Raw genomic sequence first — 23064 nt, 5'->3', positions numbered from 1 at the left:
TGACTCTGATGGTGGTGTGCGGGGACGACGGGCTCGCACACCGCCTCGCGGCGGAGTTACGGGACGTCTACCGTCAGCGGGTCGTCCTCGTGGCGCCCGGCGCACCCACGGACGAGGCGCTCCTGCGGGCCGGGGTGGATCGTGCGGCCGCCCTGGCCCTGCTGTACGAGGACGACGAGACGAACCTCCGCGCCGCACTCGCCGCCCGCCGGCTGAGCCCCGGTCTGCGGCTCGTGGTCCGCATGTACAACCGCAAGCTCGGGCAGCATCTGGAAGAACTCCTCGACCAGGCGGCGCTCGTCGCCGCACCGGGCATGGAGCGGTCGCTTCTCGAGGCCTCCACGACCGTCCTGTCGGACGCGGACACCGCCGCTCCTGCGCTCGCCGCCACGGCCGTGGCCGGCACCAGCAAGGTGGTCCAGGCCGACGGGCTACTGCTGCGCGCCGCCGAGCGCACACCACCCGGGCGAGGAGAGGTGACGGAGTCCGGGCTGTGCACTCTTGCCCTGCTGTCGTCGACCACCACCGACCCCGCCGGCGCCGAGGGCGCGGACTCCAGCGGCACGCAGGGCCCCCAGCTCCTCCCGGACGACCGCACGGTGCGGGCCTCGTCGGGGCGCGGCAGCGTCGTCCTGGAGACGGTCCGGCACGCGGGTCCCACCCTGCCGGCGCGACGCCTCTCCCGCCCGGGCGCGTCTCTCGGTGAGCTCTTCTCCAGGCGGCTGCGCTGGTCCCTGGCCGGGATCGTCGCCTCCGTACTCGCGCTGACCGTGGCGGCGACGGTCGCCACCGAGGCGGACCCCTTGCACGCCGCGTACCTCACCCTGCTCGACCTGTTCTCCATCGGCGACCCGGCCGTCGGCGAACCCACCTCCCGCCAGATCCTCCAGCTCCTCTCCGGTCTGGCCGGCCTCGCTCTGCTGCCCCTGCTCGTGGCGGGCGCGCTGGAGGCACTGGGTACGTTCCGGGGAGTGGGCGCGCTGCGCCGGCCGCCCCGGGGGCTGTCCGGCCACGTCGTGCTGCTCGGCCTGGGCAAGGTCGGCGCCCGCGTCCTCGCCCGGCTGCGGGAACTCGACATCCCGGTGGTGTGCGTCGAGGAGGACCCCGACGCGCGTGGCATTCCCCTCGCCCGTGGACTGGGCGTGCCGGTGGTCCTCGGCGATGTCACCGAGGAGGGCGTCCTGGAGGCCGCCCGTATCCACCGGGCCCACGCCCTGCTCGCCCTGACCAGCGCCGACACCACCAACCTGGAAGCCACGCTCTCGGCGCGCGCCGTCAAGCCGGACCTGCGCGTCGCGCTCCGGCTGTACGACGACGACTTCGCCACCGCCGTCTACCGGACCCTGCGCACCGCGCACCCCGACGCCCTCACCCGGAGCCGCAGCGTCACCCATCTGGCCGCGCCCGCCTTCGCCGGCGCCATGATGGGCCGCCAGATCCTCGGCGCGATCCCCGTCGAGCGCAAGGTCCTCCTCTTCGCCGCTCTCCTCGTGGCCGGACACCCCCAGTTCGCGGGCCGCACCGTCGCCGACGCGTTCCGCCCCGGCGCCTGGCGCGTGATCGCCCTGGACACCGCCACGCCGCAGACCCGCCGCCCCGACCTCGCCTCGGCACACGACGACGGGGAACGCCCCAAGCTGCTGTGGGACCTCCGCCCCGGTCACGTACTCCGTCCCGAGGACCGCGTCGTCGTCGCCGCGACCCGACGCGGACTGGCCGAGCTGCTCGACGTCACCCCATCTCGACCGGGGCCCGTACCAGCGAGCCGTACTCGGTCCAGGAGCCGTCGTAGTTCTTGACGTCCGGGTAGCCGAGCAGTTCGTGGAGGGCGAACCAGGTGTGCGAGGAGCGTTCGCCGATACGGCAGTAGGCGATGATCTCGCGGTCGGGCGTGATGCCCTTCCCCGCGTACAACTCCCTCAGTTCGTCCGCCGACTTGAACGTGCCGTCGTCGTTGGCCGCCTGCGACCAGGGGACGTTGGCCGCGCCCGGGATGTGGCCGGGCACCTGTGCCTGTTCCTGCGGCAGGTGGGGCGGCGCCAGCCTCTCACCCCGGTACTCCTCCGGGGACCGTACGTCGACCATCCCGGCCGAGGACCCGGCGCGTTCGAGGACCTCGGCGCGCAGGGCCCGGAACTGCGGGTTCTCCTGGCCCTTCACCGTGAAGCCGGTGTTCCGGTATTCGGTGACCATCCGGGTCATGCCCCGGCTCTCCAGCTCCCACTTCTTCCGTCCGCCGTCGAGCAGCTTCACCCTGGTGAAGCCGCGCAGCCGCAGGATCCAGTAGGCATACGCCGCGAACCAGTTGTTGTTGCCGCCGTACAGGACCACCGTCGTGTCGTCCTCGACGCCCGCCGCGGCGAGGAGCTCGCCCAGCGCGTCCCGGTCCACGTAGTCGCGGCCCACCGGGGTGTGCAGGTCGGTGGACCAGTTCCAGCCCACGGCCCCCGGTATGTGGGCGATTTCGAAGGCGGTGGTGTCCTCGTCCACGTCGATGACGCGGACGGTCGGATCGTCGAGGTGGGCGGCCAGCCACTCGGTGTCCACCAGGGTCTCGGGATGCGCGTAGCCGTTGGTGCCCATCGTCTGTTCCCTTCGCCGGTGCGTCTCACGTGTGCGTCATCAGGTCCCGTGCACCTCCCCGGACCACCGCCGTGACGGGAACGCCCGCCCGGTCGAGCAGGCTCGCCGCGATGGTCGCCCGGCGGCCGCTCCCGCAGACCGTCCAGACCTCGCGGTCCCGGGGTATCTCGCCCAGCCGTCGGGGCAGTTCGGCCAGCGGCACGGCGTGCGTGCCGGGGACTCCGCCCTCCGGGCGCTGCGGCCGTACGTCGAGCACCCAGCGGTCGTCGAGCCGTCCGGCGAGCTCGGCCGCGGCGGCGGTACGGAAGGAGCGCACCGGCCGGCCCGCCTCCCGCCACGCCTCGACGCCACCGGACAGATGACCCGCGACGTTCTCGTAGCCGATCCGCAGGAGCTGGACCATCGCCTCCTCGGCGGCCTCCTCGGCGGGTTCGGGCAGGACGAGGACGAGCCGCGTGCCGAACGGCACGATCTCGCCGACCAGGCTCGCGAACCGCTCGTCCAGCTCGTCGCAGAGGGAGTCCGGCAGATGGGCCTCGGCGAACGTCCGGCGGTCGCGCCCGTCGACGAGCTGCGCGCCGCCCCCGACCAGGCCCTCCACCTCGTTCACCGAGAGCGGGCGGACGGCGGGCACGCCGCCGAGCACCGCGGGTCCTGACCGGTTGATCGGCGCCATGTGGTGGTAGTACGCGGGGTACGGCGGCAGGCCCGTGAGCCGGTCCCGTACGAACTCCTCCTCGTCGCTCGCACCGAGCGCGGGGTTGGTGCGCCGCTCGGCGCCCATCGTGGTCGTCCGGCCCTGGGACACGGGCCCGGCCGCGCACGAGCTGCCCGCGCCGTGCGTCGGCAGGACGCGGGTGGTGTCCGGCAGCAGCGAGAGGCGGCGCAGCGAGCGGAACTGGGCCAGGGTGAGGTCGCGGGCGCGGTCGGCGCCGGACAGGTCGGTGCGTCCGGATCCGCCGACGAGGAGGCTGCCTCCGGTGAACACGGCGGCCGGGGTGTCGCGGCCGTTCTCGACGATCAGGTACGCGGTGTGCTCCGCCGTGTGCCCGGGCGTCTCCATGGCCCGTACGACGACGTCCCCGACGGTGATCTCGTCGTCCTCCGCCAGCGGAAGGTGGTCGAAGGCGTACGAGGCGCGGGCGGGTCCGGCCACGGTGGCGCCGGTGGCGGCGCGGACCTCCAGGGCGCCGGAGACGTAGTCGTTGTGCACGTGCGTCTCCAGGACGTACCGGATCCGTACCCCCCTGGACGTACAGGACTCGACGAGGTCCCAGCTGTCGCGCTGCGGGTCGACGAGGGCGGCCTCGTCGCCGCTGACGAGGAGGTAACTGGTGTCTCCGAGCGAGGCCGTGGTCGTGATCTCGATGTCCATCGTGTGCGTGGTGTCCATGGTGTTCCCCTGGGGCGGACAGGAACTCAGACGACGACCACCTCGACCGAGGCGACCGGGTTGCAGCCGTAGCCCTGGGCGTTCCACGGGGCGCGCTCCGGCTGGGTGGCACCGTGGGAGTCGGTCGCGCGGGCCAGCAGCCGGTAGCGGCCGGGGCGGCGCGGCGTCCACCGGTACGACCAGCCCGTCCAGGCGTACGGGCCGGTGGGCGGCTCGAGTTCGGCGTCGTGCCACTCCGCGTCGGGGGCGCGCCCGTCCGGCCCGATGGCGTCCTGGTCCTCGGCCCGGACCTCGACCCGGCCGACGGTCCGTCCGGCGCCGGACCAGGCCCGGCCGCGTACGACGGTCTCCGCACCGCGGCGCAGGTCCTCGTCCGGTTCGGGCGCGGTGATCAGCGACTTGACGCGGATGGCCTCGACGGGCCCGTCGGGGGTGCCGTCGGAGGCGATGTAGACGTACTCCTCGGTCTGGAAGACGCCGGTGAAGGGTTCGGTGACGGCTCGCGCCCCGACCAGCCACTTCACGTCGGCGACCGCGTACCGGCCGGGGACCACGAGCCGGACCGGGGCGCCGTGCCCGGGTGCGAGCGGCTCGCCGTTCATGTGCGTGGCGAGGAGGGTGTCGGGGTGCAGGGCCTCGGCGAGCGGGAGCGCGCGCTCGAAGGCCGCCCGGCGCCCGTGGACGGTGCCGGCGTCGGCTCCCGTGAAGACGAACTCGACCGCGGCCGGGTCGACGCCGGCCTGTTCGGCGACGACGTGGAAGGGCACGCCCGCGAACCGGGCGCAGCCGACCGCGCCCTCTCGCCAGGGCAGGCCCGGCGGGCGGGGGTTCATCAGGGCGCGCCCGTTGCCCGCGCACTCCAGGACGACGTCGAACTCCTTGCGTCCGGGGCGGCCGAGGGCGATCAGCTCCTCGTAGCCGATCGTGAGCGGCGCGGTCACGGCGCCGTCGACGCGCAGCCGCCAGCGGGCGACGTCCGTGGTCGGGACGCCGAAGTGATCGCGTACGAAGAGGGCGTCCGCGGGCGTCAGCGGATCGGCGAGCGCGGCCATCGGCGTCTGGGCGTTGTACGGCTCGGTGGTCACCGTCTCGGGTGCCCAGGCGGTGGCCCCGGGCCCCGGGGGAATGGCCGATGCGGTCATGCCGGCACCTCCGTCGGGGGACGGTCCGTTCTCAGCGTACGTCCGCCCCCGACGACCGCGCCCGATGCGCAGGCGAGGGCGCGCTGGAGCCGGAGGATCCGGGCCAGGGTCCTGGGCCCGTAGCCGAACGTGTCCAGCGCCCTACGGTGCGGCTGCCGCGCGCCGAGACACATGGCTCCGGCCGTCTCGCCCCCGGGCTGCCCGGCGGCAAGCAACCGGCGGCAGAGGGGCCGGGGCGCCGCCTCCGCGCGGGGTCCTGCGCCGACGCCCCTCCCCGCCCCCGCGCAGATCCCGTGCCGGTTCTACGCGCCCGCGGTCAGTCCTTCTCCCACCCCGAGTGCAGGCGGGCCTTCACGTCGTCCGGGGGGAGGAAGCGGGACCAGCGTTCGGGGAACTCGGACGGCATGTCCGGGTCGTCCTCGTCCACCTCGTCCGCCTCCGCGCGGACGCGGGCGACGAGGTCGGCGGCCTGGGCGGCGCGGGCGCGGTCGGTGGCCTCGCGGGCCGCGGCCGTGGCGACCGAGGGCCAGACGCGGTCGATCGCCGCGTTCACCGCCGCGCCGACGAGCACGGCGAAGGCTGAGATGCCGATCCACAGAAGGACGGCGATGGGCGCGGCCAGGGAGCCGTAGATCGTCGGGCCCTCGACCTGGCTGGTGAGGTAGATCCGCAGCAGGAAGCTGCCGAGCACCCACATCCCCAGGGCCACCAGCGCGCCCGGGATGTCCTCGATCCACGGCGACCTGACCGGCACGGACACGTGGTACAGCGTGGTCAGGAACGCGATCGAGAGCAGGATGACGACCGGCCAGTACAGGACGGAGACGACCTCCGTGCCCCAGGGGATCAGCTCCACCACCCGGTCGGGCCCGACCACCGCGAGCGGCAGCACGACCGCGCCGATGAGCAGCGCCACGATGTAGAGGAGGAAGGCGAGGAGCCGGGTCTTGACGATGCCGCGGATCCCGTCGAGCCCGTACATCACCGTGATGGTGTCGATGAAGACGTTCACGGCGCGCGAGCCGGACCACAGGGCGATGGCGAAGCCGAGCGAGACCAGTTCCGGCCGGGTGCCCTGAGTGACGTCGTCCAAGAGCGGCTTGGCGATCTCGCGGACGCCCCGGTCGGAGAGGACCGTCCGGGCGGCGTTGAGGATGTTCTCCTCGATGCTGGCGACCGTGTCGGTGTTGGTCCAGTCGTCGGCGTAGCCGAGGAGGGCGATCATTCCGAGCAGCAGCGGGGGCAGGGACAGCAGGGTGAAGAACGCGGCCTCGGCGGCGAGGCCGAGGATGCGGTACTCGATGCACGAGTTGACGGTGTCCTTCAGGAGCAGCCAGACCATCTTCCGCTTCGAGACGTTGCGGTAGAGGACTCGCGCCCGGTGGAGTCTGCCCCCGGGCCGAGGCTCGGGTGTTTCGTTTGCTGCCTGCACCTCCTTACCGTATCGGCATGGCAGCCAGCACCCACACCGTGACCAACCAGCCTCCGCCCCTGGTGGGATACGACGTGTTCTCGGCGGACCGGGCCCTCGCGGAGGCGGTGGAGCGCCATCTGGCGCCGGAGGTCTTCACGGCCGTACGCGAGGAACTGGCGGACTTCGGCCGGTCCGCCGGATCGGCGCAGGCGCAGGAGTGGGGTGAGCTGGCGAACGCGTACCCGCCGCGGCTGCGGACGCACGACCGGTACGGCCACCGGATCGACGAGGTCGAGTTCCATCCCGCCTGGCACCGGCTGCTCGGCCGGGCGGTGGGCGCCGGGTTGACGGACGCGTGGGGCCGTCCGGGTGGTCATGTGGTGCGCGCGGCGGGCTTCGTCCTCACGACGCAGGTCGAGGCGGGACACGGCTGCCCGCTGTCGATGACGCACGCCGCGGTGCCCGCGCTGCGTACGGACCCGGAGCTGGCCGCCGTGTGGGAGCCGCTGCTGACCTCGCACGTCTACGAGCAGGGGCTGCGGCCGCCGGCGGAGAAGTCCGGGGTGCTCTTCGGGATGGGGATGACGGAGAAGCAGGGCGGCAGCGACGTGCGGGCGAACACGACGGAGGCGCGGCCGCTGGCCGAGGACGGCGCGTACGCGCTCACCGGGCACAAGTGGTTCTGCTCGGCGCCGATGTCGGACGGCTTCCTGGTCCTCGCGCAGGCTCCCGAAGGGCTGACCTGCTTCCTGGTGCCGCGGGTCCTGGAGGACGGTACGCGCAACGCGTTCGCGATCCAGCGGCTCAAGGACAAGCTCGGCAACCGGTCGAACGCCTCCGCCGAGGTCGAGTTCGACGGGACGACCTGGGCGCGCCGCGTCGGGGACGAGGGGCGCGGGGTCCGCACGATCATCGGGATGGTCGCGGCGACGCGGCTCGACTGCGTGCTGGGCTCGGCGGCGCTGATGCGGCAGGCGGTCGCGCAGGCCGTGCACCACGCCGCGTACCGCCGAGCGTTCGGCGGGGTGCTGATCGAGAAGCCGCTGATGCGCAATGTGCTGGCCGATCTGGCGCTGGAGTCGGAGGCGGCGACGGTCCTCGGGATGCGCCTTGCGGCGGCGTACGACGCCGATACGGAGGCGGAGCGGGCGTTCGCGCGGATCGCGGTGCCGACGGCGAAGTACTGGGTGACGAAACGGTGCACGCCGCTGGTGGCGGAGGCGCTGGAGTGCCTGGGCGGCAACGGCTATGTGGAGGAGTCGGGGATGCCGCGGCTGCTGCGCGAGTCGGGGCTCAACTCGATCTGGGAGGGCGCCGGCAATGTCCAGGCGCTGGACGTGCTGCGGGCGCTGCAGAGGGAGCCGATGGCGCTGAACGCGTTCCTGACGGAGGTCGGGAAGGCGCGGGGCGCGGATCACCGGCTGGACGGGGCGATCAAGGGGATGCTGACCGAGCTGGCCGATCTGGACGGGATCGAGGGGCGCGCGCGACGCCTTGTGGAGCGGATGGCGCTGGTGCTGCAGGGGTCGCTGCTGGTGCGGTGGGCGCCGGCGGAGGTGGCGGACGCGTTCTGCGCCTCGCGGCTCGGCGGCGACTGGGGCACGGCGTTCGGGACGCTGCCGTCGACGCTCGATCTGGGCGCGGTGGTGGAGCGGGCGCGGGCGGAGGTCTGAGCCGGGCCGCGCGCGTTGAAGCGCTGAAGCGTTTGAAGCGTTTGAAGCGCTGAAGCGGAGGGTGGTGCTGCGCCGACACGGCACCACCCGCCGCTCGCACCACCCTCACGCATGACAGCGGTTGCTTCCAGAGTTGCAAAGGGTTGCAGGATTAGCGGAATCGGGCTCTGCCGGGGCGCACCGGACGGCACGATGGTGCACCAGGACTCCGAGATGCGCTGAACCGATACAGCACCGCGGGTGGCTGGGAGAGACCGATGAAGAACACTCAGCTGAACAACACTCGGCTCGACATGAAGCGGCTCGCCGCCATGGACGCCGCCCAGGCGACCCGGCTGCTGCACCGCGTACGGGAGGAGACACTCGCCGGCCGCACGCCGCCGATCGCGCCCCGGCCGGTGATCGACGCCTCCTGGCAGCGGATGTTCCGGCTCGGCCTGGACCCGGACCAGGGCACCAGCAGTGTGCTGCTCCAGCGGGACGAGCTGGAGCAGCGGCGGCGCACGACGGTCCTCGGCGAGGTGATGCGCACGCTGAGCACGATGCTGACGGGGATCGCGGACGCCTCGATGCAGATCATGGTGGTGACCGACGAGCAGGGCCGGGTGCTGTGGCGCGAGGGCAACCTCTCGGTGCTGCGGCAGGCCAACGGCATCTGTCTGGAGGAGGGCGCGGCCTGGACCGAGCACACCACCGGGACGAACGCGGTGGGGACGGCGCTGGCGATGAGGCGGGCCGTCCAGGTCCACTCGGCCGAGCACTACGTCCACACACTGCACAACTGGACCTGCGCCGCGGCGCCGGTCCACGATCCGCGCGACCAGCGGCTGCTCGGGATCGTGGACGTGAGCGGACCGGCGTCCAGCTTCCATCCGTCGACGCTCGCGCTGGTCGGTTCGGTGGCCCAGCTCGCGGAGGCGGAGATGCGCGACCGCCATCGGCGGTCGATCGAACGGCTGCGCTCGGTGGCCGCGCCGATCCTGTGCCGGGTGGGCGGACGCGCGGTCGCGGTGGACGCGCACGGCTGGATGGCGGCGGTGACGGGGATGGCGCCGGTGGACCGGATCGCGCTGCCGAAGTCCTTCCGCGCCGGGCGCGTGTGGCTGCCGTCGCTCGGCATGTGCGCGGTGGAGCCGCTGCCGGGGGGCTGGCTGCTGCGGGTGGAGGAGGACCGGGCGGGCGCGGAGGCGGCGAGCCGGGTGGTCCTCGACCTGAGCCGGCCGCGCCGCTGGTCGCTGACGGTGTCGGGGGCGGCGGGCAGCTGGACCCACGAGTTGAGCCCGCGCCACGCCGAACTGCTGTATGTCCTGGCCCTGCACCGCGACGGCCGGACGGCGGCGGAGCTGGCGGAGGACGTGTTCGGCGACCGGACGCGGACGGTGACGGTACGGGCGGAGATGTCCCGGATCCGCCGGAACCTGGCAAGCGTGCTGGCCCACCGCCCGTACCGCTTCAGCGAGGAGGTCGCCGTCGAACTCGTCCGCCCTCCCCACCCCGCCGACCTCCTCCCCCACTCGACGGCCCCCGCGGTGCGCGCGACCCGCGCGCGGCAGGCGGACGGCTAGCCGGCTAGCCGGCTAGCCAGACTTTCCGGACACGAACCTCAGGGCCGCTGGTCGGCGAGGCGCGGGAGTCCCAGGTTCTGGCAGGTACGGTCGTCGCCCGGCAGGACGGCGGCCTCACCGTTGTCCAGGACACAGGCCGTCAGCGGCGGCACCTTCCCCTCCCCTGGTGTGGCGGAGGGGATGACGAGGGGCTCCCCCGGAGCGACCGTCGGTTCGCCGAGCTTCCCGTGCTGGATGAGGCCCGCCTCCCAGAGCCCGGCACAGGCGCCGATCGCGGCGGCGACCGTGGCGCTGATGTCCGTGGCCGGGGCTCCGCCGGGGCGGTCGGCCATCGCCGTGGTCGTGTGCGGGGTGTCGCCCAGTTTCGCCGCGCTGTAGCAGCGGACGCTGTCGCGCACCGAGGCGGGCTCGTCCTCCAGGAGGACGGTGGCGGCCAGGGCGCCGCCGGTCAGGACGACGAGCGCGACGGAAGCGGCGACGAGGACCGGGCGTCGCCGTGAGCGGGGGGCCTGTTGCTGCTGGATCTCTCGCATCAGATGCTCCTCGAGCGTGGATCGGCGGTCGTCCGACAGCACCGGGTCGCCCGGGGCCGGCAGCAGCCGGGCCAACTCCTCGTGGTCGAGCGGCTCCTGCCGCCGCCAGGGATTGAGCGTCATCGGTTCCACTCCTCGGTCGACCGGGCCGCATCGGTGCGGCCACCCCGTACTTGTCCGCTCCCGGCCACGGGTTCCGTGTCCGCTCCGGTCCCGCCCCGGCCCGCTTCCCTCAGCTCCACCGCGACGAGCTTGCGCAGCCGGGTGCGGGCACGGGAGAGCCGTGACCGGACCGTGCCGACGGGAACGCCCAGGGCCTCGGCGGCTTCCGCGTAGCCGAGCCCGGCCCAGACGCAGAGGGTGAAGACCTCGCGCTCGGACCGTCTCAGGCGGGCGAGCGAGCGCCGGGCGGCCGCCAGCCGCTCGGCGTCCGCCATGCGGTCGACCAGTTCCTCGGCGAAGTCCGGAACGGTGTCCCGTACCGGCACGCGGGACAGCGCGCGCTCGTGCCGGCGCGCGGCGCGGGCCGTGTTGCGCAGTACGTTCGTCGCGATGCCCATCAACCAGGGTCTCGGACCGCCCGCTTCGTCGCGCAACCTGTGCCGCAGCCGCCAGGCCTCCAGGAAGGTCAGCGAGACGATGTCCTGGGCGAGGGCCCAGTCGCCTGTCACCCGTACGGCATGGCGGTGGACCAGTTGGGCGTGATCGCCGAACAGTTCACGGAATGCCTCGGGGTCTCCCGCCCGGATGCGGTCGTGCAGGGAAGAATCCACACCCGGTCTTGTCCGCCGGACCCGAGGCGTTCCAGTGATGCGCATCACATCCCCCTGATGGGATGTTAGACCGCGGTCGCTAGGTCCTCCGCACGCGGTGGGTTCGCGCCGCGTACGGCGCAGGTGGCCGCGGCGACGTGGGTGCCGAAGGCGACGGCCTCGTCCAGGGTCCGGCGATCGAGGGTGTCGAGTCGGCCGCCGAGCGCGCCGGCCGTGTGGAGGCGGTGGAGGAGACCGGCCGTGAAGGCGTCGCCCGCGCCGACCGTGTCGACGACGTCGACCGGCGGGCCCGGGAGGCGGCCGCGGACGCCGTCGTACGAGACGAGCGCGCCGGCCGCGCCGAGGGTGACGACCACGAGCGGGACGCCCGCCCGGTGCCAGGTGTCGCAGGCCGCCTCGGGGGTGGTGCCGGGGTGGAGGTGCGCCAGGTCGTCCTCGCTGAGGCGGAGGATGTCCGCCAGGGCGCACCAGTGCGGCAGCCGGGCGCGGTAGCGCTCGGGGGCGACGAGCAGGGGGCGCACGTTGGGGTCGAGGGAGATCGTGGTGGTGGGGCGCAGCTCGGCCAGGAGGTCTTCGACGGCGGCGGCGCCCGGCTCGCGTACCAGGGCCAGCGAACCGGTATGCAGGCAGGCGGGGTCGAGGCCGCGTACGGGCGCGAGTTCCTGACGCGTCCACTGCCAGTCGGCGGTGGCCTCGGCGTGGAAGGAGTACTCGGCCGCGCCGTCGGGGCCGAGGCCCGCGATCGCGAGGGTGCTGGGCTCGGCGGCGTCGGGGCAGAGGTCGATGCGTACGCCGGACTCGCTGAGCCGGCGGCGGAAGAGACCGCCGAAGACGTCGCCGGAGAGCCGGGTGAGGAAGTGGGTGGGGGTGCCGAGGCGGGCGAGCGCGACGGCGGTGTTCGCCGGCCCGCCGCCGGGCAGCACGTCGAGCCGGAGGCCCGGCCCCTCGGCGGCGTCGGCAGCGCCGGGTGCGAGGAAGGCGTCGGCGACGCATTCGCCGAGTACGGCCACGGGGCGGCGGGTCGCGGTCATGCGGAAGACCTTTCGGTAGGGGCCTTGCGGCCAGGGGGGTGCTTGCCCGTCAGTCGGGCAGGACGGCGGAACCCAGCGGGGTCAAGGAGGCGCTCTTCAGGTGCAACTCGCCGGCCTCCGTCGTGAACTCGATCGCGTCGGACTCGCGGTAGCGCGGGTATACCCGGGCGGTGAGGGCCGCGCCGTCTCCGGTGAAGACCTCCACCGACGAGCGGTCGACGAAGATGTCGAGGGCCAGCGTGCCGTCCGCGCGCGGCTCGGCATGGGTGCGGTACGTCGCGCGCGTGCCGTAACCGGCGGCGGTCGTGTCGAGGGAGAGCGTGCCGCTCGACTTCTCGTAGCGCAGGACGGTCGCCTCCGCGGGGGAGGACTTGAGGCGCAGGGTGACCGTGTCGGCGGTGGTCCTCCCCAGGTCGAGCACGGCCTTGACGCGCGCCGTCTCGCCCCGCCCCAGTCGCCAACCGCCGCTCACCGTCTTGTCGGTGACGGTGACGGGCTTACCCTCGGCCAGCGAGGCGGCCTCCGCGACAGGGCGTTGACCGAGGCGCCCGTCGGGTCCCAGGAACAGCTCGCGGTGGAGGGACTGGGCCCCGGCCCAACCACCCACCCTGGTGGGCTCCTTGACGTTCCAGTCGCTCATCCAGGCGGTCATCAGCCGCCGCCCGGCGTCGTCGCGGTAGCTCTGCGCCGCGTAGACGTCGCCGCCGCCGTCGAGGACCCCGTGCCGCTCCGCGCGGAAGCCGCTGCCGTCGTACGTGCCGACGGCGTACCGCTGGAGCGACTGCCCGCCCTCGTTGGTGGAGTAGAGCAGGACCCACTTCCCGTCGAGCGGGAACAGGTCCGGGCACTCCCACATCGCGCCGGTCGTACCGTCACCCTCGGCGAGGACCCCGGTGTACGTCCAGCTGCGCAGGTCGTCGGAGGCGTACAGCTGCACCTTCCCGCGTCCGCCGTCGCCGGATCCGACGACCATCTTCCAGCGGCCGTCGACCGGGTCGCGGAAGAGCTTGGGGTCGCGGAATCCGGCGGACGAGCCGGGCGGGGCCTGGGAAATGACCTCGGTACCGGAGGTGAAGGTCACGCCGTCGGTGCTGGTGGCGATCGCGACCGTCTCGGGGGTCGCGCCGGGGTGCGCGCCGGTGTCGGTGAACTTCGTGTACGCGACGGTCAGCGTGCCCTCGTCGTCGACCGCGCTGCCGCTGAAGATCCCGCTGTTGTCCGTGGGGGTCGCGCGGGGCGGCGGGGTGAAGGCGACGGGCAGCTCGCGCCAGTGGACGGCGTCGGGTCCGTCGGCATGGGCCCAGTGCATGGGGCCCCACTTGGGGGCATCGGGGTAATGCTGGCTGAAGAGGTGGTGACGGCCACGCCACTGGATCACGCCGTTGGGGTCGTTGATCCAGCCCTGGTAGGGCGTGTAGTGGAACTGCGGCCGAAGGGGGTCGGCGCCGAAGTCCCAGGTCGAGGTTGGCTGGTTGGCCTGGCCGAGGACGCGGAAGGAGAGGCCGTTGTCGTCCCGGACGGCGGCGTCACCGGTGCGTACGTCGTCGAGGTTGAGGTGTCCCCAGCCGCCGGTCTTCCGGTCGACGACTTCAAGGTGGACGGCCTGGCCGCGCCAGGCGGAGGTGTCCCAGACGATCCTGACGTACGCCTCGTCCTCGGGGCCGGTCTGCTTGAGCAGCACCCGGTCGTCGCTGTCCCTGACCAGGGCGACGTAGAGGCGTTCGGGGTCCCAGCCGCCGCCGACGAGGAAGCTTATCCGTGAAGGGGCGGCGAAGGTCGAGGAGTCGAGGGTGCCCGTGGCGTCGTCGCCGGCGGCGGCGAAGCCCCAGAGGTGGTGGCTGCCCCGGTGGTGGAAGGGGCCGCCCCAGTAGGTGTCGGTGGTCGTGACGGCGGCGGGTCCGAAGGCGGTGCCCTCGGTGACCGTCCAGCCGGTGAGATCCCCGGTGTCGAAACCGGGGTTGACCGGGCCGGTGGCCAGGCGGTGGTGGGGTGCGGCGTGGGCGGTGACGACCGCGCCGAACGGGGTGGTCGCGGCGACGAGCAGGGCCGCGATGACGGTCAGTTGCGGTGCTTTCCAGCGGCTCATCCGGAAGCCTCCGTTGCCAACTCGTGACGAGTAGGGGGCATTGACGTTTCTCGCGGCGGAGTCCATCATCCTGGCCAGTCGATGTCAACGTTGACATAAGTCAACGATGACACCCCCTGCGTCCTCGAGGAGCCGCGCCATGAAGCGCACCTTCCGCACCTTCCGCACCGCACTCCCGCTCGCTGTCACCGTCGTCTCCGGAGCGCTGCTGCTCACCGCCTGCGGCGAGGGGGCCAAGGGCTCCGCCGGCGCCGGCGGCAGCGGCGGCCCGGTGAAGGTAGGGCTGATCACCAAGACCGACACCAACCCGTTCTTCGTGAAGATGAAGGAGGGCGCCGAGCAGGCGGCGAAGAAGTCCGGCGCCGAACTCTCCACGGCGGCAGGCAAGTTCGACGGCGACAACGAGGGCCAGGTCACCGCGATCGAGAACATGGTCGCCTCCGGGGTCAAGGGCATCCTGATCACCCCGAACGACTCGAAGGCGATCGTCCCGGCGATCGAGCAGGCCCGGAAGAAGGGCGTGCTCGTCATCGCGCTCGACAGCCCGACCGATCCGCAGGACGCGGCCGACGCGCTCTTCGCCACCGACAACCTCAAGGCCGGTGAGCTGATCGGCCGGTACGCCAAGGCCGCGACGGCCGGGAAGCCGGCGAAGATCGCCACGCTCGACCTCGCGCCCGGTGTCGCCGTCGGACAGCTGCGCCACGACGGCTTCCTCAAGGGCTTCGGCATCACGGCGGGCGACCCGGCGGTGGTCTGCTCCCAGGACACCGGCGGCGACCAGGCCAAGGGCCAGACGGCCATGGAGAACTGCCTGCAGAAGGCCCCCGACATCAACATCGTCTACACGATCAACGAGCCCGCCGCGCTGGGCGCGTACACCGCGCTGAAGGCCAAGGGCCGCGAGAAGGACGTCCTGATCGTCTCGGTGGACGGCGGCTGCACCGGCACGGAGGCCGTCAAGTCCGGGCGGATCGCGGCCACGTCGCAGCAGTACCCGCTGCTCATGGCCGCCAAGGGCGTCGACGCGGTCCTCGCGTACGCCAAGGACGGCACGAAGGCGACGGGGTACGTCGACACGGGCGTCACGCTCATCACCGACACGCCCACCTCGGCGGTCCCGGCCAAGGACACGGTGTACGGCCTGGAGAACTGCTGGGGCTGACGCGGCGGCCCTCCGGCGCCGCGAGACCGCACGAACCGGCCCGCGGCCCGACCGGACGCCATGAACCGCCCACGCCAACCGGCCGCAGGCAGACCCGACGACACCCACCGCCCACGCCCACCGGCCGCAGGCAGACCCGACGACACCCACCGCCCTCGCCCACCGGACCGGGGCCGGGGGGGGGGGGGGGGGGGGGGGGGGGGGGGGGGGGGGGGCGCCCCCCCCCCCCCCAAAAAAAAAAAGCAGACACCACCAACACCACACACCACCCCGCCACCCCCCCCCCCCCCCCCCCCCCCCCCCCCCCCCCCCCCCCCCCCCCCCCCCCCCCCCCCCCCCCCCCCCCCCCCCCCCCCCGGGCCGCGCCTGCCGCATACCTCATCCGCCCTCCGCACAAGGAGCACGCACCGTTGACCACGACCACCGCACCGCCCGCCGCCGCACCGCCGGTAGCGCCCGGGACCCGCCGCACAGCGGGCCGTCTGCTCACCCACCCCACCACCGGGCCGCTCGTCGCGCTGCTCGTCGCCTGCGCGTTCTTCTCCTTCCAGAGCGAGCAGTTCCTCTCCGGCGGCAACCTCTCGCTCGTCGTCCAGCAGGTGATGGTCGTCGGCACCCTCGCCCTCGGCCAGACCCTGATCATCCTCACCGCCGGCATCGACCTGTCCTGCGGCGCCGTGATGGCCTTCGGCACGATCGTGATGGCCAAGCTCGCCGCCGACGGGACCCTCCCGCCCCTCCTCGCGATCACCGCCGGCATCGGCGTCTGCGCCCTCTTCGGACTCGCCAACGGCGCACTCGTCACCTTCGTCAGGCTGCCGCCGTTCATCGTGACGCTCGGCATGCTCAACGTCGCCTTCGCGCTCACCCACATCTACTCGGACGAGCAGACGATCACCCAACTCCCCGGCATGCTCACGGGGTTGGGCGAGACCTTCCCGCTCGGCCGCACCGACATCACGTACGGCTCGGTGCTCACGATCGCGCTCTTCCTCTGCTTCGCGTACCTCCTCGGTCAGACGGCCTGGGGCAAGCACACCTACGCACTCGGCAACAGCCCCGAGGTCGCCCGGCTCACCGGCATCCGCACCACCCGCCTCCAGCTCGGCATCTACACCCTCGCCGGGGTGATCTACGGGGTCGCCGCGCTGCTCCTCGTCTCCCGTACCGGCGTCGGCGACCCGAAGGCCGGCCAGACCGACAACCTGGACGCGATCACGGCCGTCGTCCTCGGCGGCACGAGCCTGTTCGGCGGGCGCGGGGCCGTCCTCGGCACGCTCGTCGGGGCGCTCATCGTGGGCGTGTTCCGCAACGGGCTCCAGCTGATGGGCGTCGGCTCGATCTACCAGACCCTGATCACCGGCGGCCTCGTCATCCTCGCCGTGACCGTCGACCAGTTCTCCCGCAGGAAGGTCCGCCGATGACCACTCCCGTACCCGTGCTGAAGGCCCGCGGGCTCGTCAAGCGCTACGGCCAGGTCACCGCGCTCGACGGCGCCGACTTCGATCTGATGCCCGGTGAGGTGCTCGCCGTCATCGGGGACAACGGCGCCGGGAAGTCCAGCCTGATCAAGGCGCTCACCGGGGCACTCCAGCCCGACGAGGGAACCATCGAGCTCGACGGGGAGCCCGTACGGTTCCGGGATCCGGTGGACGCGCGCCGGCACGGCATCGAGACCGTCTACCAGGATCTGGCGGTCGCGGCCTCGCTCGACATCGCGAGCAACATGTTCCTGGGCCGCGAGGTCCGGCGGCGCGGCCCGCTCGGCTCGGTGCTGCGGATGCTGGACAACAAGCGGATGCGGGAGGAGTCCGCCGCCCACATGGCCGATCTGAAGATCGGGCTCCGGTCGCTGACCCAGGCCGTGGAGACGCTCTCGGGCGGTCAGCGGCAGGGCGTGGCAGTGGCCCGCGCGGTCGCCTGGGCGCGGCACGTGGTGGTGATGGACGAGCCGACGGCCGCGCTCGGCGTGAAGGAGTCGGGGCAGGTCCTGGACATGATCCGACGGGTCAGGGACCGTGGCCTGCCGGTCGTCCTCATCAGCCACAACATGCCGCACGTCTTCGAGATCGCGGACCGGATCCACGTCCAGCGGCTGGGCCGCCGCGTGGCGCAGATCCGGCCCTCGGACCACTCGATGGCGGAGGTGGTGGCGATCATGACCGGGGCTCTCACCGTGGAGGGCGCGGACGGCGGTACCGTCGTGAGCGAACGAGGCTGAGGCGACGACGGAGAACGACGGAGAAACGGTGACCATGGGGAGCAGCCGGCGGCCCACGCTGGCCGATGTGGCGGAGCGGGTCGGTGTGACCCCGAAGACCGTGTCCCGGGTGCTCAACGAGGACGGTCCGGTCTCCGCGGCGACCCGCGAGAAGGTCCTCGCGGTCGTCGAGGAGCTGGGCTTCCGCCCCAATCTCATGGCCCGCAACATGCGCGTCGGTTCGCGGGACTCGACGGTCGGCCTGGTCGTGCCGGACATGGGCAACCCCTTCTTCGGCACGGTCGCGGGCGGCGTCGAGGACGTCGTACGGGACCGGGGGCTCACGCTCCTCATGGGGTCGTCGGGCGAGCGCGAGCCGATGGAGCACGCGCTCATCACCACGTTCCTGGCGCGCCGGATCAGCGGGCTGCTCGTCGTCCCGGCAGCGGGCAGCGACCACCGTTTCCTGCGCCGGGAGCGCGAGAGCGGTCTTCCGGTGGTGTTCGTGGACCGGCCGGGCACGGGGCTCGCGGCGGACGCGGTCGTCAGCGCGAACGAGGAGGGGACACGGCTGGGCGTGGCCCATCTGATCGCGCACGGCCATCGCCGTATCGCCTTCATCGGCGACCGGCCGGCCACCCTCTACACGCGCAAGACGCGACAGCGGGGGTACCGGTCGGCGCTGGAGGCGGCCGGGATCGGCCACGACCCGGCGCTCGTCGTCACGGCCCACGACCCGTACGCCGCCGGTGTCGCCGTACGGCGGCTGCTCGCCCTCGCGGACCCCCCGACGGCCGTGTTCGCGGCGAACAACTTCGCCTCGCTCGGGGTGGTGCCCGCGCTGGCCGAGGCGGGCCGGCGCGATGTCGCCCTGGTCGGCTTCGACGACCTGCCGCTCGCGGCGGTCCTGGAGCCGGGCCTGACGGTCGTGGCCCAGGACCCGGCGGCGATCGGCCGCGCGGCGGCGGAGCAGATCCTCGCCCGCCTCGGCGGCGACCGCTCCCGCGCGACGACGCACACGGTCCCGGTCACCCTGATCGAACGCGGCTCGGGCGAACTCCCACCGGCGGCGTCCACGGACTGAGCACCTGTCCACATACCGGGCACGCTCCTGTGCGAGCTGCGACAGGGGCGCCCGGGGGTCCTGGGCGGGCGGGTGGGGCCCCTGGGCGGTCGGTGGGGGCGCGTGATGGCATGGGGGCATGCGCATCACTCTCACCACCTGGTCCCTCGAGCAGACCTCGCCGTCCGATCTGCGGCCCGCGACCCCGCCGGAGGGCGAGGACGTCACGATCCGGCGCGCCGAGGTGCCCTCGCCCGAGTACAGCCGCTTCCTCTATACGGCGGTCGGCGGCGACATCCGCTGGAACGACCGGCTGTCGCTCACGTACAAGCAGTGGCAGGAGATCGTCGAGAAGCCCGGGGCCGAGATCTGGGTGGCGTACGAGAAGGGGACGCCGGCCGGGTACGTGGAGCTGGACCCGCAGGACGACGGTGTCGTGGAGATCGTCTACTTCGGGCTGATCCCCGCCTTCCGGGGCCGCCGGATCGGTGGGCATCTACTCTCGTACGGAGTCCAGCGCGCCTGGGACCTGGCCGAGCGCTGGCCGGAGCGGGAGGCGACGCGGCGGGTGTGGCTGCACACGTGCTCGCTGGACGGGCCGCACGCGATGGACAACTATCTGCGCCGGGGCTTCCGGCTCTTCGACACCAAGGTGGAGGAGATCGAGGAGTCCGAGGCCCCCGGCCCCTGGCCCGGCGCGCACGCCTGATCCTCGAACGGCACCTCACGTTCCCGGGCCCGCGGGAGGGCCCGGGAACGTGACCCACGACACAGCGTCTCGCCATCCGGGACAGTCGTGTCCACATTTCGGACGAAGCTGGACTGGGTCCAAAGTCCCGTGACACGCTTCCGTCATGTCTGGAACTGGAATTGCCTTGGTGAGTCGGCGGCACGTCGACCTCGGCCGCATGTCCAGCGCCATGTGTTCGGCGCGCTGAGAGAACCAGCACCGCCCCGAGCACCTTTCAGACCGCCCCTGCTGCGCACCGTCGCGCCATCCCCTGACCCACGTACGAGTGTGCAGGTCAGAGCCGCCCTCCCGCAGTCCCGAAGGACAAAACGCCATGGCCGCCACCCCGGAAAACCCCGCACCCGCTACGCCCCGCCGCAAGGTGAGCCGTCACCGTGGCGAGGGCCAGTGGGCCGTGGGGCACTTCACCCCGCTGAACGGCAATGAGCAGTTCAAGAAGGACGATGACGGTCTCAATGTGCGGACACGCATTGAGACGATCTACTCCAAGCGTGGATTCGACTCGATCGACCCCAACGACCTGCGGGGCCGGATGCGCTGGTGGGGTCTCTACACCCAGCGCAAGGAGGGCCTCGACGGCACCAAGACGGGTGTCCTGGAGCCGGAGGAGCTGGACGCGGAGTACTTCATGCTCCGGGTCCGCATCGACGGCGGCCGGCTGACGACCGAGCAGCTGCGGGTCATCGGCGAGATCTCCCAGGAGTTCGCGCGCGGCACCGCCGACCTCACGGACCGGCAGAACGTCCAGTACCACTGGATCCGGATCGAGGACGTCCCCGAGATCTGGAACCGTCTGGAGGCCGTCGGCCTGTCGACCACCGAGGCCTGCGGTGACACCCCGCGTGTCATCCTCGGCTCCCCGGTCGCCGGGATCGCCGAGGACGAGATCATCGACGGCACCCCGGCCATCGACGAGATCTACCGCCGGATCGTGGGCAACAAGGACTTCTCCAACCTGCCCCGCAAGTTCAAGTCGGCCGTCTCCGGCTCGCCGCTCCTCGACGTGGCGCACGAGATCAACGACATCGCCTTCGTCGGCGTGAACCACCCCGAGCACGGCCCCGGCTTCGACGTCTGGGTCGGCGGCGGCCTCTCCACCAACCCCAAGCTGGGCGTCCGCCTGGGCACCTGGGTCTCGCTCGACGAGGTCCCGGACGTCTACGAGGGCGTCATCTCGATCTTCCGCGACTACGGCTACCGCCGGCTGCGCACCCGCGCCCGGCTGAAGTTCCTCGTCGCCGACTGGGGCCCGGAGAAGTTCCGCCAGGTCCTGGAGGACGAGTACCTCAAGCGCAAGCTGACCGACGGCCCCGCCCCCGAGCAGCCGGCCGGCCAGTGGCGCGACCACGTGGGCGTCCACCGGCAGAAGGACGGCCGCTTCTACGTCGGCTTCGCCCCGCGCGTCGGCCGGGTCGACGGCACCACGCTCACCAAGATCGCGGAGATCGCCGAGGCGCACGGCTCGGGCCGGGTCCGTACCACCGCCGAGCAGAAGATGATCGTCCTGGACATCGAGGAGGCGCAGGTCGAGTCGATCGTCTCCGCCCTGGAGTCCCTGGACCTGCGGGTCAGCCCCTCGCCGTTCCGGCGCGGCACGATGGCCTGCACGGGCATCGAGTTCTGCAAGCTGGCGATCGTCGAGACCAAGGCGCGCGGCGCCTCGCTCATCGACGAGCTCGAGCGCCGCATCCCCGAGTTCGACGAGCCGATCACCATCAACATCAACGGCTGCCCGAACGCCTGCGCCCGTATCCAGGTCGCGGACATCGGTCTCAAGGGCCAGCTGGTCCTGGACGACGCCGGCAACCGTGTCGAGGGTTACCAGGTCCACCTGGGCGGCGCCCTCGGCCTGGAGGCCGGTTTCGGACGCAAGGTCCGTGGCCTGAAGGTCACCTCGGCCGAGCTGCCGGACTACGTCGAGCGGGTCCTCAAGCGCTTCCAGGAGGAGCGCGAGGACGGCGAGCGCTTCGCCACCTGGGCGTCGCGGGCCTCGGAAGAGGCCCTCTCATGAGCGAGCGCGCCGCACCGTTCCACTGCCCGTACTGCGGCGACGAGGACCTGTTCCCGCATGAGACAGGTCACGGCGCCTGGGAATGCCGGGCATGCAGTCGAGCCTTCCAGCTGAAGTTCCTGGGGCTCCTCGCCCCGGGCACTTCGAGCAACTCCGCTGGAAGGGAAGAGATATGACGACCGCTCAGACCATCACCGAGGACACCGACCTGAAGGCGCTCGCCGAGCAGGCCGGTCGCGACCTGGAGGACGCCTCCGCGCTGGAGATCCTCCAGTGGGCCGCCGAGACCTTCGGCAAGCAGTTCTGCGTCACGTCCTCCATGGAGGACGCGGTGGTCGCCCACCTCGCCTCGCGCGCCATGCCCGGGGTCGACGTCGTCTTCCTCGACACCGGCTACCACTTCCCCGAGACCATCGGCACCCGCGACGCGGTCGACGCGGTGATGGACGTCAACGTCATCACCCTGACCCCGCGCCAGACGGTCGCCGAGCAGGACGCCGAGTACGGCCCGAAGCTGCACGACCGCGACCCGGACCTGTGCTGCGCGCTGCGCAAGGTCAAGCCGCTCGAAGAGGGCCTGACCGCGTACCGCGCATGGGCGACGGGGCTGCGCCGCGACGAGTCCCCGACCCGGGCGAACACCCCGGTCGTCGGCTGGGACGAGAAGCGGCAGAAGGTCAAGATCTCCCCCATCGCCCGCTGGACGCAGGACGACGTCGACGCGTACGTCGCCCAGCACGGCGTCCTCACCAACCCGCTCCTCATGGACGGTTACGCCTCCGTCGGCTGCGCGCCCTGCACCCGCCGCGTCGCGGAGGGCGAGGACGCCCGGGCCGGCCGCTGGGCCGGCCGGGCCAAGACCGAATGCGGGCTGCACGGCTGATGACCACCACAGAGACCTCCCAGGAGAATCACGTGACCGGTGCCACCATCTGGCTCACGGGCCTGCCCAGCGCCGGCAAGACGACCATCGCGTACGAGCTCGCCGGCACGCTGCGCGGCGCGGGCCACCGGGTCGAGGTGCTCGACGGCGACGAGATCCGCGAGTTCCTCTCCGCGGGCCTCGGCTTCAGCCGCGAGGACCGGCACACCAACGTGCAGCGGATCGGCTTCGTCGCCGAGCTGCTCGCCTCGAACGGCGTGAAGGTCCTGGTCCCGGTCATCGCCCCGTACGAGGACAGCCGCGAGGCCGTCCGCAAGCGCCACCAGTCCGAGGGCACCCCCTACGTCGAGGTGCACGTCGCCACTCCGGTGGACGTGTGCTCCGTACGCGATGTGAAGGGGCTCTACGCCAAGCAGGCCGCCGGCGTGATCAGCGGTCTCACCGGGGTCGACGACCCGTACGACGAGCCGCGGAACCCGGATCTGCGGATCGAGTCCCAGAACCAGACCGTGCAGGAGTCCGCGGCGCAGCTGTACGCGCTGCTCAGCGAGAGGGGCCTGGCATGACGACCGTTGCCCATGTTCATGAGGAGACCGACAGCCCGTTCGCGCTGTCGCACCTGGACTCGCTCGAGTCCGAGGCTGTCCACATCTTCCGTGAGGTGGCGGGCGAGTTCGAGCGGCCGGTGATCCTCTTCTCCGGTGGCAAGGACTCCATCGTCATGCTGCACCTGGCGCTGAAGGCGTTCGCGCCCGCGCCGGTGCCGTTCACGCTGCTGCACGTCGACACCGGGCACAA

The 23064-nt window shown here is 72.4% G+C and carries 22 protein-coding genes; 14 read left to right on the top strand and 8 right to left on the bottom strand.

Going from position 1 to position 23064, the window contains the following annotated elements:
- The first annotated feature begins 8 nt into the window (after positions 1 to 8).
- The gene (locus ACZ4VI_RS18615) at positions 9 to 1799 is read left to right on the top strand and encodes an NAD-binding protein (protein ID WP_468000749.1); all 1791 of its coding nucleotides are present in this window, start codon (positions 9 to 11) and stop codon (positions 1797 to 1799) included.
- On the opposite strand, the gene ACZ4VI_RS18610 is transcribed toward ACZ4VI_RS18615, so the two are convergent.
- From ACZ4VI_RS18610 to ACZ4VI_RS18595, 4 genes are all read right to left on the bottom strand, one after another.
- Positions 1732 to 2583, bottom strand: a complete 852-nt coding sequence (locus ACZ4VI_RS18610) for a sulfurtransferase (RefSeq protein WP_468000375.1) — start codon at positions 2581 to 2583, stop codon at positions 1732 to 1734. The genes ACZ4VI_RS18615 and ACZ4VI_RS18610 overlap by 68 nt on opposite strands.
- Before the next feature lie 25 nt (positions 2584 to 2608).
- Complete coding sequence (locus tag ACZ4VI_RS18605) at positions 2609 to 3976, bottom strand: MBL fold metallo-hydrolase (protein WP_468000373.1); 1368 nt, start codon at positions 3974 to 3976, stop codon at positions 2609 to 2611.
- Positions 3977 to 4002: 26 nt separating this feature from the next.
- Entirely contained in the window at positions 4003 to 5118 is a 1116-nt protein-coding gene (locus ACZ4VI_RS18600) for a sulfite oxidase (RefSeq protein WP_468000371.1), read from the bottom strand.
- Between the two features lie 316 nt (positions 5119 to 5434).
- A complete protein-coding gene (locus ACZ4VI_RS18595) occupies positions 5435 to 6550 on the bottom strand; it encodes a YihY/virulence factor BrkB family protein (protein ID WP_468000369.1) in 1116 nt (371 codons plus the stop codon).
- Between the two features lie 17 nt (positions 6551 to 6567).
- On the opposite strand from ACZ4VI_RS18595, the gene ACZ4VI_RS18590 reads away from it, so the two are divergent.
- Entirely contained in the window at positions 6568 to 8205 is a 1638-nt protein-coding gene (locus ACZ4VI_RS18590; RefSeq protein ID WP_468000367.1) for an acyl-CoA dehydrogenase family protein, read from the top strand.
- A gap of 257 nt (positions 8206 to 8462) precedes the next feature.
- Positions 8463 to 9770 carry a helix-turn-helix domain-containing protein gene (locus ACZ4VI_RS18585; protein ID WP_468000365.1) on the top strand — a complete coding sequence of 436 codons (1308 nt, stop codon included), beginning with the start codon at positions 8463 to 8465 and terminating at the stop codon, positions 9768 to 9770.
- Between the two features lie 38 nt (positions 9771 to 9808).
- Here ACZ4VI_RS18585 and ACZ4VI_RS18580 read toward each other — a convergent pair whose 3' ends face one another.
- The 4 genes from ACZ4VI_RS18580 to ACZ4VI_RS18565 form a co-directional block, all read right to left on the bottom strand.
- Positions 9809 to 10426: a hypothetical protein gene (locus ACZ4VI_RS18580; protein WP_468000363.1), complete on the bottom strand. Its 618-nt coding sequence runs from the start codon at positions 10424 to 10426 to the stop codon at positions 9809 to 9811.
- Positions 10423 to 11076, bottom strand: coding sequence for an RNA polymerase sigma factor (locus tag ACZ4VI_RS18575; protein ID WP_468000361.1), 654 nt, complete (start codon positions 11074 to 11076; stop codon positions 10423 to 10425). Before ACZ4VI_RS18575 ends, ACZ4VI_RS18580 begins: the two co-directional genes overlap by 4 nt.
- A gap of 65 nt (positions 11077 to 11141) precedes the next feature.
- Complete coding sequence (locus ACZ4VI_RS18570; RefSeq protein ID WP_468000359.1) at positions 11142 to 12107, bottom strand: carbohydrate kinase family protein; 966 nt, start codon at positions 12105 to 12107, stop codon at positions 11142 to 11144.
- Between the two features lie 49 nt (positions 12108 to 12156).
- The gene (locus tag ACZ4VI_RS18565) at positions 12157 to 14193 is read right to left on the bottom strand and encodes a glycoside hydrolase family 32 protein (protein ID WP_468000357.1); all 2037 of its coding nucleotides are present in this window, start codon (positions 14191 to 14193) and stop codon (positions 12157 to 12159) included.
- Positions 14194 to 14332: 139 nt separating this feature from the next.
- Here ACZ4VI_RS18565 and ACZ4VI_RS18560 point away from each other — a divergent pair, with 139 nt between their 5' ends.
- The 11 genes from ACZ4VI_RS18560 to ACZ4VI_RS18510 all read left to right on the top strand — a co-directional run.
- Complete coding sequence (locus tag ACZ4VI_RS18560; protein ID WP_468000356.1) at positions 14333 to 15358, top strand: substrate-binding domain-containing protein; 1026 nt, start codon at positions 14333 to 14335, stop codon at positions 15356 to 15358.
- Positions 15359 to 15768: 410 nt separating this feature from the next.
- The gene (locus tag ACZ4VI_RS18555) at positions 15769 to 16782 is read left to right on the top strand and encodes an ABC transporter permease (protein WP_468000354.1); all 1014 of its coding nucleotides are present in this window, start codon (positions 15769 to 15771) and stop codon (positions 16780 to 16782) included.
- Entirely contained in the window at positions 16779 to 17579 is an 801-nt protein-coding gene (locus ACZ4VI_RS18550) for an ATP-binding cassette domain-containing protein (RefSeq protein ID WP_468000352.1), read from the top strand. Before ACZ4VI_RS18555 ends, ACZ4VI_RS18550 begins: the two co-directional genes overlap by 4 nt.
- Positions 17580 to 17613: 34 nt before the next feature.
- Positions 17614 to 18642: a LacI family DNA-binding transcriptional regulator gene (locus tag ACZ4VI_RS18545; RefSeq protein ID WP_468000350.1), complete on the top strand. Its 1029-nt coding sequence runs from the start codon at positions 17614 to 17616 to the stop codon at positions 18640 to 18642.
- A gap of 118 nt (positions 18643 to 18760) precedes the next feature.
- Positions 18761 to 19330, top strand: coding sequence for a GNAT family N-acetyltransferase (locus ACZ4VI_RS18540; protein WP_468000348.1), 570 nt, complete (start codon positions 18761 to 18763; stop codon positions 19328 to 19330).
- A 145-nt stretch (positions 19331 to 19475) separates the two neighbouring features.
- Positions 19476 to 19559 (top strand): putative leader peptide, encoded by an 84-nt coding sequence (locus ACZ4VI_RS18535; protein WP_352077884.1) that lies wholly within the window; start codon positions 19476 to 19478, stop codon positions 19557 to 19559.
- A 126-nt stretch (positions 19560 to 19685) separates the two neighbouring features.
- Positions 19686 to 21383: a nitrite/sulfite reductase gene (locus ACZ4VI_RS18530; protein WP_468000346.1), complete on the top strand. Its 1698-nt coding sequence runs from the start codon at positions 19686 to 19688 to the stop codon at positions 21381 to 21383.
- Positions 21380 to 21559: a hypothetical protein gene (locus tag ACZ4VI_RS18525; protein WP_468000344.1), complete on the top strand. Its 180-nt coding sequence runs from the start codon at positions 21380 to 21382 to the stop codon at positions 21557 to 21559. The genes ACZ4VI_RS18530 and ACZ4VI_RS18525 overlap by 4 nt, the downstream gene beginning before the upstream one ends.
- Positions 21556 to 22266, top strand: a complete 711-nt coding sequence (locus ACZ4VI_RS18520; RefSeq protein ID WP_468000343.1) for a phosphoadenylyl-sulfate reductase — start codon at positions 21556 to 21558, stop codon at positions 22264 to 22266. Before ACZ4VI_RS18525 ends, ACZ4VI_RS18520 begins: the two co-directional genes overlap by 4 nt.
- On the top strand, positions 22248 to 22832 hold the full coding sequence (gene cysC / locus ACZ4VI_RS18515) for an adenylyl-sulfate kinase (protein ID WP_468000341.1): 585 nt from the start codon (positions 22248 to 22250) through the stop codon (positions 22830 to 22832). The genes ACZ4VI_RS18520 and cysC overlap by 19 nt, the downstream gene beginning before the upstream one ends.
- Positions 22829 to 23064 (top strand): phosphoadenosine phosphosulfate reductase domain-containing protein (locus ACZ4VI_RS18510; RefSeq protein WP_468000339.1); only part of this gene is annotated, 236 nt, incomplete at its 3' end. The genes cysC and ACZ4VI_RS18510, both read left to right, overlap by 4 nt.

Source organism: Streptomyces sp. NPDC029169 (genome assembly GCF_055563935.1).
The sequence above is the reverse complement of the archived record's forward strand: the minus strand, read 5'-3'. Positions and strand labels throughout refer to the sequence as shown.